We start from the raw sequence: 14,557 nt of genomic DNA, 5'->3' as shown, positions 1-14,557 counted from the left end.
TTCACGGATTATCCTGTTCTAGCAGAAAAGGGGCAACTGCGCCCTTTTCCTGCCTTCCGGCGAGGATGGGTTCGGGCAAAGCCCGTATCGGGTCAAGGGACTGGTCCCTTGCGGGTACTTAGGGCAGTGCCCTAAGCCCTCGGAGAGCTATTCGCTATCAATATCTACAGTTTTCAAGGTTCGTTTGAGCCTCTTTTTTGACTCGGTTTTCTCATAAATCATTTGACACTACCATTTTGTTCCTCCTCCGGAAATGACAGATGCTCCACCTGCCTGGGAAGAATTGCATCCACCTCCGTATGAGGACGGGGAATAACATGGACGGAAATCATCTCTCCTACCCTTTCTGCCGCCGCGGCACCTGCATCAGTGGCCGCTTTAACAGCTCCCACATCCCCACGTACCATGACGGTAACCAGACCGCCGCCTATGGTTTCTTTACCGACTAAAGTCACATTTGCGGCCTTAACCATCGCGTCGGCGGCTTCAATTGCTCCCACCAATCCCTTTGTCTCTATCATACCAAGTGCATTTGTATTTGCCATACTGTTTTGTTACCTCCAATACTTTTTATTAGTATTCTACGTAATTCTGAATTCATGCAGATACTTACGAAGCCAATTCCTTCATAATCTTTTCAACAATAGAGTCCACCAGTTCCGGACTGATACTGCATCCATCTCCGCTCATATTCCCACTTTCGCCTCTTATATCAGCCAGTTCTTTCGTCCCGAATGCCACACGTTTTATATTGATCAAATCCAGCGGACCTATATTATTGGAAGAAGAACTGCCTCCCACCGCTCCGCACCCCAGTGTCAATGCAGGGAACAGATTGGTGGTCGCTCCGATTCCTCCCAGTGCACCGGGAGTATTGACCAGAAATCTGGAAGCCGGTATCTGCAAAGCAAATTTTCTCACCAGTGCATCATCATCCGCATGCATGGAAAACGTGTGACCGGCACCTTCGGCATGGAGAATTTCTATGCTGCGTTCCAACACCCCATCCACGTTCTCTTCCACAAAAAGGCCCAAAATCGGTGCCAGTTTTTCTCTGGAATACGGTGCGCCGGCTCCCACCTTTGTCTCTCTCCCGACGAGAACTTTTGTCTGGGACGGCACTCCGTTAAGGCCTGCATACCGTGCAATCTCGGCACAGGATTTTCCTACGATTTTGGGATTCATCGTCCCATTTGCTCTCAGGATAAAATTTCCCAGTTTCTTCGTCTGCTCCGGATCCATGATATATGCTCCCTGCGCATTCAGCTCACCAAGCACCTTCGCCTCCATGCTTTTTTCAACAATGATTGATTGCTCGGATGCGCAAATTGTTCCGTTATCGAAGGTCTTGGAATCCAGAATTCTCCTGACTGCCGCCTTTACATCAGCACTTTTATCAATAAATGCAGGCCCGTTTCCGGCACCTACACCTATGGCTGGCGTTCCGGAAGAATAGGCTGATTTCACCATGGCACCGCCTCCAGTAGCCAGGATCAGAGAGGTATTATCACTGCGCATCAGCTCTTGCGTAGCCTCCATTGTCGGTACGCTGATGGCGGATATGGCACCTTTCGGACAACCGGCCTGGTAAGCCGCCTCTGCAACAAATCTGACGGCATCCAGAATACAGTTTTTAGCTCCCGGGTGAGGTGAGAATACAATGGCATTTCCACCTTTCAGAGCAATCATTGACTTATAGATAATGGTAGACGTGGGGTTAGTAGACGGAACAATACCGGCAATTACCCCCACAGGAACTCCTATATCCCAGGTTTTACGTTCTCTATCCTCATGAAGGATTCCGATTGTCTTTTCATCTTTAATCGCTTCGTAAACAACCTTGGCCGCAAACAGATTTTTAATTACTTTATCCTGCCAGATACCAAATCCGGTTTCTTCACTGGCTGCCTTCGCAAGCTCTGTAGCATGGGCAGCTCCCGCCTCACTGATGGCCTTTACAATACGGTCAATCTGCTGCTGATCCATCCTGGCCAGTTCTTTTGAGGCCGCTTTTGCCTGTTCCAGCAGATTTCTGGTCTCCTGGACGGACACCAGGTCTTTATCTTTTAGTTCCATAAAGCCTTCTCCTTCTATTCATAATCCTGTGGTTGATCTGCCACATTTCTGACTGCCTGAGCAAATGCAGAACATGCGGCCTTACATGCCGACTGGCTTCCGGTCAGAAGGCCTCCGCCAAAATTAGTTTCTGAAGGCGGCCCATAGAAGGCTGCCAGCTTCACATCTGCAGCTTTCATAGCAGCATCCAACCCGTAAATTGCTTCCAGCGGAGGTGCAATCAGATAAGCCAAAGCCTCCCCTTCACGGATTCCTGCTATCTGGGACAGATAAGATCCGGTTCTGGATATGGTATGGGCATAATACACAATTGAGTCATCTGCATTGGCACTGACAAAGCAGGCGCCGTGTTCCATAAAATTCCGGATGGAACTAAGCCCGCTTTTTACCTCCGCAGGACTTGGGCCGCCGATGATACCAATCACTTCACCGGCAAGCTTTGTGGATGCATTGCCTGCACCGGCATACATGGATTTGGCATACACCACGTCTACATCTGCGTCTTTTGTTGCCTCATCCAGAGCGGTGTAGGTAACATCATCAATATCGGAAGTTATAATACCGATACTTCTATGTCTGGATTCCAGTTCTAATGCTTTTGCAAGATCATCACTTACATTGGCGATTAACCGGATTGCCAGGACCTTGGGACGCAATTCATCATTCTTCATCTTCAATCACCTCGTATTCTTATTTCAGATCAATGCCGGATGCCTTCTTCTCCAACATCTTTACAATCAGTTCCGCCGCATGTGCACCTGCCTCCACCGGCGTGGTACCGCCTTTATGAATATTGCTGATTACCGTTCTTTTTGCCTCTGCAAGACCGTGACGCGGCTGATAGGCAATATAAGCTGACATGGATTCTGCAGTCACCAGTCCCGGACGTTCCCCGACCAGCATACAGATAACGTCTGCTTCCGTAACCTCACCAACTGCATCCATGGCCCCTACTCTGGCATATTTGATGAACAGAATTGGCGGCACAGTAATCTGATGCATCTGAAGCCCCTGTTGGATTGATGGAATCATATCCTCCACATTGGCCTCAATTGCAGAGGAAGACAGCCCATCTCCTACAATAACCAGAACCCTGGGATGTGAACCACATGTTTTGCGTATCTTTTCCAGTTCCTCTCCCGGGAACCGACGGCCCAGATCGGGGCGGGTAATATACTCATCCTTGTCTTTGCAAAGCGTCTTTACGGGTACGAAATTGCATTTCTTTATGAATTCTTCTGAAACATCATTGAACACCGCATCCTGGGCTGCGGCATGATCCGCCCGGACTCTTAACATCGTTGCAGTCCGGTATCTGGCACCTGCCCTGCCGATTCCAAGTCTGGCCGGAGTCTTTGCCTTCATATCCAGATAGCCTTCGGGGTCCTTTGGATTTTTCACCAGAAGCTGCTTACGAAGATCAATTTTCGTAATGTCCTCCAGGCACTCCCCTGTATCAGCCGATTCTTCTTTTTTATATGCCGCATCCTTCGTCTGTACGGCCGCAGACTGCTTATAATCTGATTTTCCTTCTCCATTCAGCATCTGCTGTAATATGGTCTCCACCATGGATCTTATCTCATCATCTCTCACTTTTAATACCTCCTTCAATCGTATCCTCAGAATAAAGTGGAGGCGTCTCCGGCTTTGCCGGTCAGTCTGCCCTTTTCATCCACATACCCCATCTTCACCAGCCATTCATGGAAGGGCTTTATGGCCTTCAGACCGAATATTTCCCGTAATGCTGCCGTTTCCTGATAGCCTGTCGTCTGATAGTTCAACATGACATCGTCTCCATGTGGTATTCCCATAAAATAGTTGCATCCGGCAGCTGTCAGAAGCACTGCAAGATCCTCGATACTATTCTGATCCGCCTTCATGTGATTCGTATAGCAGGCGTCACAGCCCATGGGTATTCCGGTCAGTTTTCCCATAAAGTGGTCCTCTAAACCGGCCCGGTTCACCTGGCGCCCGTCATACAGGTACTCAGGTCCTATAAAACCAACGACTGTATTTACCAGAAATGGCTGAAAATGCCTGGCAAATCCATAGCATCTGGCCTCCATGGTGACCTGATCCGAATCATGGTGAGCTTCCGAGGATAATTCCGATCCTTGCCCGGTTTCAAAATACATTACATTGGGTCCTTCTGCGGTACCTTTTGTAAGTGCCAGATGACGCGCTTCCTCCAGTGTAGCGGCGTTGAAACCAAAGGCTGTATTTCCAAGCTCAGATCCTGCAATGGACTGAAAAATCAGGTCTGAGGGTGCTCCCTTGTTAATTGCCTCCATCTGTGTGGTTACATGTGCCAACACACAATTCTGAGTTGGTATCTGAAATTTTTGCTTGGTTTCTTCAAATCTCTGAAGAAGCCTTTTTACGCTTTCGACAGAATCATCCACTGGATTCAGGCCTATGACTGCATCTCCGCTGCCATAAGTCAATCCCTCAAAGATGGACGCCATGATTCCATCGGGGTCATCGGTCGGGTGATTGGGCTGAAGTCTGGCAGACAGCGTTCCCTCCTCTCCGATTGTGGTATTGCAGTGAGCCGTGACACGGATTTTACGGGCTCCGTAAATCAAGTCCATATCAGACATAAGTTTTGCGACTGCTGCCACCATTTCCGAGGTCAGCCCCCGGGAAGCGCGGCGGATCATAGCTCCTGTCGTCTCTTCATCCAACAGCCACTCTCTGAATTCCGATACCGTCATTCTCTTAATTTCATTATAAATAGACGCATTGATATCATCCTGAATAATTCGGGTGACTTCATCCATCTCATAGGGGACAACCGGATTATTTCTTAAGTCCTCCAGTGTAATTTCGGAAAGCACAATTTTTGCCGCTACCCGTTCTTCAGCCGTTTCTGCTGCCAGCCCTGCCAGCTTGTCCCCCGACTTCTCTTCATTCGCCTTTGCCAGCACTTCTTTTAAAGATTTAAAAGCGTACACCTGTCCAAATAACTTTGTTTTTAAAATCATAGTTTTTCCCTTTCCACACGATTTTCTTGAAACACCAGAGTTTTAACCACCACTGGCAGCACATAGCCCTCCGCAATGGGCCTTCCGATGTCAATATACTCCCCTTCTGCGAGATGGATTCCATCCAGGCAGATTACTTCTTTTTCCCAGTTCAGCAGATGATACATGCTCTGTCCCAGCACTTTTGCCATATCTTCTTCAACCACCACGATAAGTGGGAGTCCTGCTTCCATAAGGGGTTCCATTCCTTCCAAAAGCTCGCGGGCATATTCCTGTACTTTCTGAAAAGATGGACTTGGCAGCCCTTCCAGTGCAACTGCAACCTTTTGCAGCCTCCCTTCCAGCGAAAACCATTCCAGCTTTTTATGGATGGCTGCTCCCAGTTTACCGGGTTCCTCCTCCGCCTTGCTTACCTTCAGCACCGGAAGATTCTTTATCGGAAATGCTTCACTGGTATAAGTGATTGTACTTCCGCTGATTTCAGTCGTATGACTTCCGGCTCCCACAACTGTTGCCCGGATGGTCTCCGCACTTTCAATCAACTGCAATTTCTGGAATGCTTTGGATTCCCTGATCTCTTTTCCCAGGAGAATTCCGATATCTCCAAATTGAAAGGGCTCCTGAAATTTCTCCGGATGATAGATGGCATCTGCCACCCCTCCTGAAAAACTGATACATGAAATTACTTCCTCATGCCCAATTCCATGGTTTGTAATCATACGTTCATAGTAGGGGGAATCTCTCCTTAGTCCCACACTCTGTTCCAAAACTTCTACCATAATTCTAAGAAGTGGTTTCAGACTTTGAATATCCATATATGCCCCCACCGCTAATTTCAAGTTTTCCTGCTCAATTATTCTTAACAGTTTTGGCGCAATATATGTGATTTTATGGGAAGAATCCATCTTAATCAGTCTCCCGCCGATATCCAGGCATCCGGTATCCACGGTCTCACCTCGTTGAAATACGGCCAGATTACTGGTTCCCCCTCCGATATCCACGTTGACGGCGCCAAGATGATGCTCCTTGGAATAAAGATCCGTTCCTGCGCCTTTTCCTGCTATCACACTTTCCAGATCCGGACCTGCCGTTGCCACGACAAAATCCCCCGCAAACCCGCTTAAGGCGTTAATTACCTCCCTGGAGTTTTCCTTTCTGGCTGTTTCTCCTGTGATAATGACGGCTCCGGTATCAATCTCCTCCTTTCTGACACCAGCCTTTTGATACTCCTTTTCTACAATCCTACTCACCTTTTCAAAATCAATTTTGGTCTGGTCAATTAACGGAGTGAAGTAAATCTCACTTTTATACCGGATTTCCTTTTTCGTGATGGCCATCCGGGGGACTGTATAACCGGAGGCCATATTCTCCACGCTTAACTTTGAAAAAACCAGCTGTGTGGTACTTGTTCCAAGATCAATTCCCACACTTAATAACTCTTCCTTCACCTGCTGCTTCCCTCCTCGCTCAGATACTTCTCCAGTTCTTCAATCCCGATTCCTTCAGGGGTGTCCACCCGGAAGACTGGATCTGCCCCCGCCTGCTTAAGCTCTGATTCCGCCTCCTCGAGGCGTTTGGGCATTACCTGCTGAATCTTCGTAATAATCCCAATGACTTTTTTTCTGCCAAAGATACCCCCAAACCCCGGTGGAAGCGCCCGGTAATGGGCAGTAGGATCCACCACCAATGCAATAATCCTGGCATCTACGGCTGTCATGATCAAAGCATTATAGAAGCGGCGGTTTTCCAGATACTCTCCCGGCGTATCTATGGAAATACCATAGTGCTCCACAGCCTGGGTTTTCCGGTAGTGTATTGCCTGCTCACTTAACTTTTGGCACAGAGTTGTCTTTCCGCATCCGCTCTGCCCGATAAATATTACATTTTTCATGACAATTTATCCCCTTATGCTCACTTTCATCAGGTTCTCGTAACCGGGGCCGGGGCAAATCCCAGACTCTGCTCCATGGTTTCCAGAATATTTCTGACAGCGGCTTCTACCGAACTGATATCTCCGGTAAAAACCAGAGCCCCACTGAATCTGTCAATAAAACCCAGTGTAATTTCAGAAGCCTTAGTTGCAATATCTGCGGCAACAATGGCCCCCTCGCTGGGGGTGATCGTAAGTATTCCTATCGCATGCATCTGACCCTCCTCCAGCCCCAGCTTTGTATATATATCCGGATGAGGACCGGCAATTACATGGGCCAGTGTTATCTGTTTTCCCGGTACGAATTCCTGTATGATCCTCTGCTTTTCTTCCACTTCCATCTCACCCCTTCTTTGATTCCATTTTTGCTTTATCGGGACGCCGGTCCGCCGTTGTATGCCCTTTTTAGAATTTGGGATATATCCTGCTTTGATGCAGGTCTTGGATTTGTTTTAATGCAGTTATCCGCAAGTGCTCCCTGTGCTATGGCATCCGACTGCCTCAGAAACTCCTCCCGACTTATACCACATTCTTTAAATCCGGCAGGCATATGCATCATTTCCTGCATCTTCTGAATCTCCCGTACCAGGTTTTTTACCCCCATCCGGACAGTTCCCCCGCCAAGACCGGCTAACCTTGCAATATCAGCATACTTTTTAGCCGCTTCTGTATATTCTTTCGGATTGTACCCCTGTATGTCTGCATTGAATTCCACTACAAAAGGAAGCAGCACTGCGTTCGCCCTCCCATGAGGAACCTTAAACTTTCCTCCGATGTTATGAGCAATCGCATGATTCAGTCCAAGAGATGCCCGGTCAAATGCCAGTCCTGCCATACAGGATGCCACATGCATCTGCTCCCGGGCCTCGCTGTCTTCCATATTCTGATTCGACCGGATCAGGTATTTTAATACGGTCAGAGCTGCTTTTTCCGCCAACGCATCTGTAAATGCATTGGCACTTGTGGATACATATGCCTCCAATGCGTGGGTCAGCACATCCATCCCAGTATCGGCTACAATCGCAGGCGGAAGGCTCTTTACCAGATTGGAATCCAGCACTGCCACATCCGGGAGAAGGCCTTTATCTATCAGGGGATACTTCACCCCCTTCTCTTTATCCGTAATTACAGCAAATGAGGTAACCTCCGAACCGGTTCCGCTGGTGGTGGGTACGGCGATAAATTCCATCTCCGGCAGGTTTCCTATCTGCCTTGCAAAAAACATAATTGCTTTGGCCTCATCAATTGCAGAGCCGCCGCCCAAAGCAATTACCGCTTCCGGCCGGAACGCTATGACCTCTTTTACCCCTTCCACGACCAGCTCCAGCGGAGGATCCGGGACTACTTTGCTGAAAACTTCATACTTTCTGTCTTGCAAAGGCTCCGTGACCTGCTTCACCATCCCCGATTCCATCATATATGGGTCTGTAACAATAAAAACTTTATCCGCGTGAATTTCACCCAGACAGCTTAGTGCGTCCTTACCAAAACGCACAGAGGTTTTGATGTTAAATTCTTCCATAGTATTTTATCCCTTCGATAAGTTACACGTTATCTATGGTATCTTTTGTAAAATACAGTGATATTATGCAACAAAAAAAACGGATTCAGAAAATTGAATCCGTTTTTATCATATATTATCTGTCTCTAAAAAATCGATTAATAAGTAAAGAGCTGATCCCAATACTTTACGCCATTGTTTTCATAGAATCCGACGCCGATTTTTGTAAAGTTTTTATTCATAATGTTTGCGCGATGTCCTGCGCTGTTCATCCAGGCATTCATAACCTCTTCCGGAGTCTGCTGTCCATATGCGATATTCTCCCCGGCGCCCCGATATGTCACACCTGCTTCTGTTAAAGCAGTGGAAAAAGAGCTTCCATTTGGACGTGTATGTGAGAAAGAAGTTTCGGTTTCCTTGGCGCGGACCAAGGCTGCTTTTGCTATACTTTCATCATATGTAAGAGCGGAAAGTCCCTCTTTTGCACGTTCCTGGTTAACCAAAGCAATCACCTGGGCAGCAAAAGAATTGTCAGTATTTTCCGTTTCGCTTCCGGGATTTTCAGGCTGATTCGTCTCTGGCTGCTCTGTTTCTGGCTGCTCTGTTTCTGGCTGCTCATTATTTTCACAATCTGCATCCTCTGATGGGGTCTGGACAGGAAGATTCAAGTCCGGGCACTCAATTCCTTTCGCTTTCAGCTGTGCTTTAATGTCCTCCAGACTGCTTCCGGATATAATCTGAACTCCTTTTATCTTATCACAGTTCTGCGCAGCTGCCTGTACCGCCTGTTTTGCTGCATCACAATCCTGAGAACCAGCCGTAGCTGCAAAAACCGGAGTTAGTGCCGTGCTGCCGAGAAGGCCAACCGTCATTATTGCAATCGCTATCTTACGTTTCATGATAAATCCTCCTGTTATTTCGTATTTATTATGTATTTATTACATTTTTATTACAAGGATGATTCTATCACAAACAATAGAGGATTTATACAAGTAAATATTGGTAACCCCCTACTGACATTAAGTCCCTGCATAAATGCATTGACAAAAATAATTACCTTTGGTAGAATGAATTAGCTGTAACTAACCAAGTCAGGGCCCATTGTATTTGGTACTACTTATATAAAGGAGACATACATATTATGAAAATCAAAACACTTACTACATTGACAAAAAGCGTAATGATTGCCTCTGCCGCTTTGCTCGCTGCGGGGTGTTCCAACACATCCTCCACACCGGAAAATAAAGAAACTCCCACCTCTGAATCCACATCTGCATCGACTGTTTCCGAAGATAGTAAGACCTCAGATGTTCAGTATCCTATTACACTAAAACATGCGCTGGGTGAGACGGTCATAGAAGAAAAGCCGGAAAGAGTTGCAACGATTTCCTGGGGTAATCAGGATGTAGCACTGTCACTGGGCGTAGTTCCTGTCGGTGTTTCCGAAGCTAACTACGGTGTTACGGATGGAACAGGCCTGCTTCCCTGGACGAATGAAAAGTTCAAAGAACTGGGCGTAGATGCACCAGTCATCTTCCATGATACGGATGGTCTCGACTACGAGGCAATCAGTGACGCCAACCCCGACATCATCCTCGCCGGCTATTCCGGTATCACACAGGAAGAATACGATCTCCTAAGCCAGATTGCTCCTGTAGTTGCTTATACCGGTCAGCCATGGGTAACCTCATGGAGAGACCAGATTCTTATCGATTCCAAAGGTATGGGTATGGAAACAGAAGGCAGGGAGCTGGTAGAAAATCTGGAAGATGAAATTGCAGAAAAAACAGCCGGATATCCACAATTGGAAGGAAAAACAGCCGCTTTTATGTACTTTACACCCACCGATCTGGGGACTTTTTATGTGTACCTCACAGGTGACCCACGTGGTGCATTTTTAACAGATTTAGGTCTGTCTCTTCCTGCGAATCTGGAAACGCTGGATGGCTCTGCCAATACTTTCTCCACGGAAATCAGCGCTGAAAATGTGGACCAGCTTATGGATCTGGACCTCATCATTGCTTATGGTGATGACGCTCTGTTAAAAACACTTCAGGAGGATCCACGCCTTGGCACTTTACCGGCGGTAAAGAATGGAGCTGTGGTAGTTCTGGAGAATAATACGCCCCTGGCAGCCGCCAGTACACCAAGTGCTCTGTCCATTCCGGCCACACTCGATGAATATTTATCCTTACTTGGAGAGGCAGCTGATAAAGTAAAATGAAGCAATCCAGAAAAATTTTTATCACCTTAATAATAAGTCTCGCCTTACTGCTCTTATGTGCTGCTGGTTCTCTGGTATTTGGCTCCCGCAACGTATCCGTGAGTGAAATCATAGATGCCCTCTTCCGGGGCAAAATCGAGACCTTTGATCAGATTGTCATCCGGGAACGCATACCACGCACAGTATTCAGCCTGATCGCCGGTGCAGCTTTGGGAATCTCAGGGGCACTGATGCAGGCAATCACCCGAAACCCCATTGCAGACCCCAGCGTTCTGGGTGTCAATACCGGAGCGTCCCTGTTTGTGGTAATCGGAATTGCCTTCTTCAACATCCAGACTGCCAATCAGTATATCTGGCTGGCACTTCTGGGTGCAGCACTCACCACTGTATTCGTTTATGGCATCGGCTCACTGGGTGCCGGAGGTGCAACCCCTATTAAGCTTGCTCTGGCCGGCTCCGCTGTCAGCGCCGCACTTTCTTCTATTGTAAGTGCCATTATGCTGCCACGTTCTAATGTGATGGACAGTTTTCGTTTCTGGCAGGTAGGAAGCGTCAGCGGAGCAAACTGGACAAATATCCTTGCAATCCTTCCTTTTTTAATTTTTGGTTCTCTGCTTGGAATCCTGTTGGCACCAATTTTGAATGCTATGGCATTGGGCGATGATGTAGCAACCGTGCTGGGGGTGCACACAGGCATCGCACGGGCCGTTGGAGCACTTGCCGGCGTCATCTTATGCGGTGCGGTAACAGCTGTTGCCGGGCCAATTGGCTTTGTCGGACTTATGGTTCCGCATGTGATACGCCTGTTACTGGGACCCGATCAGCGAATTATCATACCAATGTCTGCAGTCGGAGGCGCTTTGGTTCTGACTTCTGCAGATATTACGGGGCGTCTGCTTGGAAGTCCCGGCGAACTGGAATCCGGTGTTGTCACTGCTTTTATTGGTGCGCCGGTTCTGATTATGGTAGCCATAAAATCAAAGGGGAGTGCATTATGACAGCAGAAAATAAAAACAGAGTATCCGATGGTTTCCATAGACGGAAAAGACGTTATATTTCAGTAGTCGTTATTCTTGCCATTGCCGTTGCCGCTTTATGCATTGCCATGCTCTTACTGGGAAACACCATCTATTCCTTAAGCACGGTCTGGAAAGTCCTGACAGGTGAAGCTGTCAAAGGTGCCACATTTGCAGTCAGGACGCTGCGGCTTCCGCGCATGCTTGCGGGTCTGCTGTCAGGTTTTGCCTTTGGTATGGCCGGCAGTACCTTCCAGACCATGCTCCGCAATCCGCTTGCAAGTCCTGATATTATAGGGGTGACTTCCGGTTCCAATGCCGCAGCCATCTTTCTCCTGATTATCATGAATCTTTCCGGCGCCGTAGTATCCGTTGGAGCCGTTCTTGGCGGTACTGTAACAGCCGTCTTCATCTATCTCCTGTCAAAAGGCGGGAAATTTGAGGGCGGGCGGTTGATTCTTATAGGACTGGGTGTCCAGGCAATGCTGAATGCTTTTATCTCATATCTTCTGCTGAAAGCCCCCCAACACGATGTTCCGGCCGCATACCGCTGGCTCAGCGGAAGCCTTAATGGAATTCAGTTATCTGAAATCCCTATGCTTGCCATCGTCGTTATCATCTTCACGCCTGTCATTATTTTGCTGGGAAAGCATCTTCGGATTCTGGAACTGGGAGAGGATTCTGCCATCACCTTGGGGCTCCACGCAGACAGGACAAGAATTTTACTCATTCTGAGCGCTGTTGTATCAATTGCTTTTGCTACTGCTACAACAGGACCCATTGCTTTTATATCTTTTTTATCGGGTCCTATCGCAACCAGAATAGCGGGTGCAGGTACACAAAACGAACTGCCGGCCGGACTCGTAGGCGCCCTGCTGGTACTTGCCGGGGATCTGATTGGCCAGTTTGCATTTGATACCAGATTTCCCGTAGGTGTCATCACCGGAATTCTGGGGGCGCCCTATCTGATTTATTTACTGATTCGTATGAACAAAACCGGAGGTGCGTCATGAAAAAAAACCATCAGTTAAAAGTAGAACATATCGTCGCCGGATATGACGACAAGACAATTTTAAATGATATAGCGCTGGCAATTCCATCCAATAAAATCAGCGTCATTCTGGGGGCAAACGCATGCGGAAAGTCAACACTTTTAAAAACAGTGGCAAGGCTCCTGAAACCGACTTCAGGGAAGATAACTCTGGATGGAAAAAGCATAGATTCGTTTCCATCCAAACAATTAGCCCGGGTTCTCGGTTTACTCCCACAGACACCGATTGTCCCGGAAGGAATTGTTGTTGCTGACCTGGTCAGCAGAGGACGATTCCCCCATCAGGCATTCCTGAAAGGCTTAAGCAGGGAAGATTATGAAGCGGTGGAGGAAGCGTTGGACATCATGGGTATTACCGCCCTTGCCAACCGGCGTCTGGATGAATTGTCGGGAGGTCAGAGGCAAAGAGTCTGGATTGCGATGGCATTGGCGCAGCAGACAGACATCCTTCTGCTGGATGAGCCAACCACTTATCTGGATATTACCTATCAAGTCGAGATTTTGGATCTGCTGACCGATCTGAATAAGAAGAAGGGAACGACCATTGTTATGGTTCTTCATGACATTAATTTATCTGCGCGATATGCGGACTATATCTTCGCGCTTCGCGAAGGTACTCTGATCGCAGAAGGAAAACCATCGGATGTGATTACGGAAGAATTAATCCAGACTGTTTATGAGATGAACTCCTCTGTCATCCGTGACCCCGTGTCAGGTTCTCCATACGTACTGCCAAAGGGAAGGCACCATGTATTGGCCGCCGCTAAGGCCTAAAGTATTCAACCGTAACAGGTCTCGATAAATTGCCCAGAAAAATCGGAGCGTCATAATTCTTGTCATAATCCGTCAGTCCAGCAACCGCTATCTGACTGTTTTGATACGTTTTAAAGTAATATTCGCAGGTACTGGTGTTTATAAAAGCGGTATATTTTGTATAATCCGAAACGCCTCTGTCCGTATACACAATACCTTTGGGGATTGAAACTGCCTCCATGATGTGAAAACAGGTCATGATTGCTTCCGCCCTGGTTTCCGGCTCATGCACATGTGTTTTCATGAAGGCTGTACGGACAAACCGTTCGGGCGAGGTATATCCTCCGGGCAGGGCACTGGTTCCTCCCCCCTGTCCAAAGGGTGTCAGACGGACACCTCCCCAGAGGGCTTCCTCCTCCTGTGTGTTTGAAGCCGTCATATAGTTTCTTAAGTTTGTCATATGCCATGCGAAGTTCGGACTATTAGCCATAACTCCTATGGGATTATCAAGAACTTCAAGGCCATTCTCTGTCTGTTCCACAACAACAGAGGCTCCGCTCCTGTCCGCTGCAATCCAGTGAAGCGGAGCTATTGTCTGGGTAACCGGATCCGGAAGGCCAACGATATAGAGATATTTTGATATATTCTTCAAGGTCTCTACAGAATCACAACGTCCCAGGATGTAGTGCAGAAAATCCAATGATGCAACAGCTTCTTTATTGCCCACATTTCCATGTGCCTCATAATCCGCATAGCCCGGAAAATACAGAGCTGCGGCTGCAAATCCCTCTTCATTCACTCCATCAAAAAAACCTGACATACCGCCGGTTTCCTGTCCGATTCCTATAAAGCTATAGCAATTATGATATCTTTTCAATAGGATAACATTATTCCATTGATAATTTCTGGGGATTATATAAAGTCCCGGTTCAATATCGTAAGAAAAATCCATGGTTCTGCCAAAAAAGTTTTCTTTTTGTGAGGATTGTAATGATAATGCTGTGCACATATTACACCACCCC

At 47.5% G+C, this 14,557-nt stretch carries 15 protein-coding genes; 4 read left to right on the top strand and 11 right to left on the bottom strand.

What is annotated here, in order from left to right; genetic code table 11:
* Nucleotides 1–218 precede the first annotated feature (218 nt).
* From KNL20_RS02470 to KNL20_RS02425, 10 genes are all read right to left on the bottom strand, one after another.
* Nucleotides 219–545, bottom strand: coding sequence for a BMC domain-containing protein (locus KNL20_RS02470; RefSeq protein WP_230399075.1), 327 nt, complete (start codon nucleotides 543–545; stop codon nucleotides 219–221).
* A 64-nt stretch (nucleotides 546–609) separates the two neighbouring features.
* Entirely contained in the window at nucleotides 610–2,076 is a 1,467-nt protein-coding gene (locus KNL20_RS02465; protein ID WP_230399074.1) for an acetaldehyde dehydrogenase (acetylating), read from the bottom strand.
* A 14-nt stretch (nucleotides 2,077–2,090) separates the two neighbouring features.
* Nucleotides 2,091–2,747, bottom strand: coding sequence for an ethanolamine utilization microcompartment protein EutL (eutL, locus tag KNL20_RS02460; protein WP_230399073.1), 657 nt, complete (start codon nucleotides 2,745–2,747; stop codon nucleotides 2,091–2,093).
* Nucleotides 2,748–2,766: 19 nt separating this feature from the next.
* Entirely contained in the window at nucleotides 2,767–3,669 is a 903-nt protein-coding gene (gene eutC, locus KNL20_RS02455; RefSeq protein ID WP_230399072.1) for an ethanolamine ammonia-lyase subunit EutC, read from the bottom strand.
* Between the two features lie 26 nt (nucleotides 3,670–3,695).
* Nucleotides 3,696–5,060: an ethanolamine ammonia-lyase subunit EutB gene (locus KNL20_RS02450; protein WP_230399071.1), complete on the bottom strand. Its 1,365-nt coding sequence runs from the start codon at nucleotides 5,058–5,060 to the stop codon at nucleotides 3,696–3,698.
* On the bottom strand, nucleotides 5,057–6,508 hold the full coding sequence (gene eutA / locus KNL20_RS02445) for an ethanolamine ammonia-lyase reactivating factor EutA (protein ID WP_230399070.1): 1,452 nt from the start codon (nucleotides 6,506–6,508) through the stop codon (nucleotides 5,057–5,059). Before eutA ends, KNL20_RS02450 begins: the two co-directional genes overlap by 4 nt.
* Entirely contained in the window at nucleotides 6,505–6,951 is a 447-nt protein-coding gene (locus tag KNL20_RS02440; RefSeq protein WP_230399069.1) for a EutP/PduV family microcompartment system protein, read from the bottom strand. The genes eutA and KNL20_RS02440 overlap by 4 nt, the downstream gene beginning before the upstream one ends.
* Before the next feature lie 29 nt (nucleotides 6,952–6,980).
* A complete protein-coding gene (locus KNL20_RS02435; RefSeq protein WP_230399068.1) occupies nucleotides 6,981–7,331 on the bottom strand; it encodes a BMC domain-containing protein in 351 nt (116 codons plus the stop codon).
* 29 nt (nucleotides 7,332–7,360) lie between these two features.
* Complete coding sequence (locus tag KNL20_RS02430) at nucleotides 7,361–8,512, bottom strand: 1-propanol dehydrogenase PduQ (protein ID WP_230399067.1); 1,152 nt, start codon at nucleotides 8,510–8,512, stop codon at nucleotides 7,361–7,363.
* Between the two features lie 137 nt (nucleotides 8,513–8,649).
* Nucleotides 8,650–9,390 (bottom strand): CAP domain-containing protein, encoded by a 741-nt coding sequence (locus KNL20_RS02425; RefSeq protein ID WP_230399066.1) that lies wholly within the window; start codon nucleotides 9,388–9,390, stop codon nucleotides 8,650–8,652.
* A gap of 242 nt (nucleotides 9,391–9,632) precedes the next feature.
* Here KNL20_RS02425 and KNL20_RS02420 point away from each other — a divergent pair, with 242 nt between their 5' ends.
* Genes KNL20_RS02420 through KNL20_RS02405 form a run of 4 tightly spaced genes read left to right on the top strand, consistent with a single transcriptional unit; the run spans nucleotide 9,633 to nucleotide 13,556 of the window.
* Complete coding sequence (locus KNL20_RS02420) at nucleotides 9,633–10,715, top strand: iron-siderophore ABC transporter substrate-binding protein (protein ID WP_230399065.1); 1,083 nt, start codon at nucleotides 9,633–9,635, stop codon at nucleotides 10,713–10,715.
* On the top strand, nucleotides 10,712–11,713 hold the full coding sequence (locus tag KNL20_RS02415) for a FecCD family ABC transporter permease (protein WP_230399064.1): 1,002 nt from the start codon (nucleotides 10,712–10,714) through the stop codon (nucleotides 11,711–11,713). The genes KNL20_RS02420 and KNL20_RS02415 overlap by 4 nt, the downstream gene beginning before the upstream one ends.
* A complete protein-coding gene (locus KNL20_RS02410) occupies nucleotides 11,710–12,744 on the top strand; it encodes a FecCD family ABC transporter permease (RefSeq protein ID WP_230399063.1) in 1,035 nt (344 codons plus the stop codon). Before KNL20_RS02415 ends, KNL20_RS02410 begins: the two co-directional genes overlap by 4 nt.
* Entirely contained in the window at nucleotides 12,741–13,556 is an 816-nt protein-coding gene (locus tag KNL20_RS02405; RefSeq protein WP_230399062.1) for an ABC transporter ATP-binding protein, read from the top strand. Before KNL20_RS02410 ends, KNL20_RS02405 begins: the two co-directional genes overlap by 4 nt.
* Here the strand turns inward: KNL20_RS02405 and KNL20_RS02400 are convergent.
* Complete coding sequence (locus tag KNL20_RS02400) at nucleotides 13,546–14,544, bottom strand: choloylglycine hydrolase family protein (RefSeq protein ID WP_230399061.1); 999 nt, start codon at nucleotides 14,542–14,544, stop codon at nucleotides 13,546–13,548. The two genes, KNL20_RS02405 and KNL20_RS02400, sit on opposite strands and share 11 nt — an antisense overlap.
* Nucleotides 14,545–14,557: the final 13 nt, after the last annotated feature.

Origin of the sequence: Novisyntrophococcus fermenticellae, assembly GCF_018866245.1 — a bacterium.
Taxonomy (GTDB): domain Bacteria; phylum Bacillota; class Clostridia; order Lachnospirales; family Lachnospiraceae; genus Novisyntrophococcus; species Novisyntrophococcus fermenticellae.
This window is presented reverse-complemented; position numbering and strand designations above follow the sequence as displayed.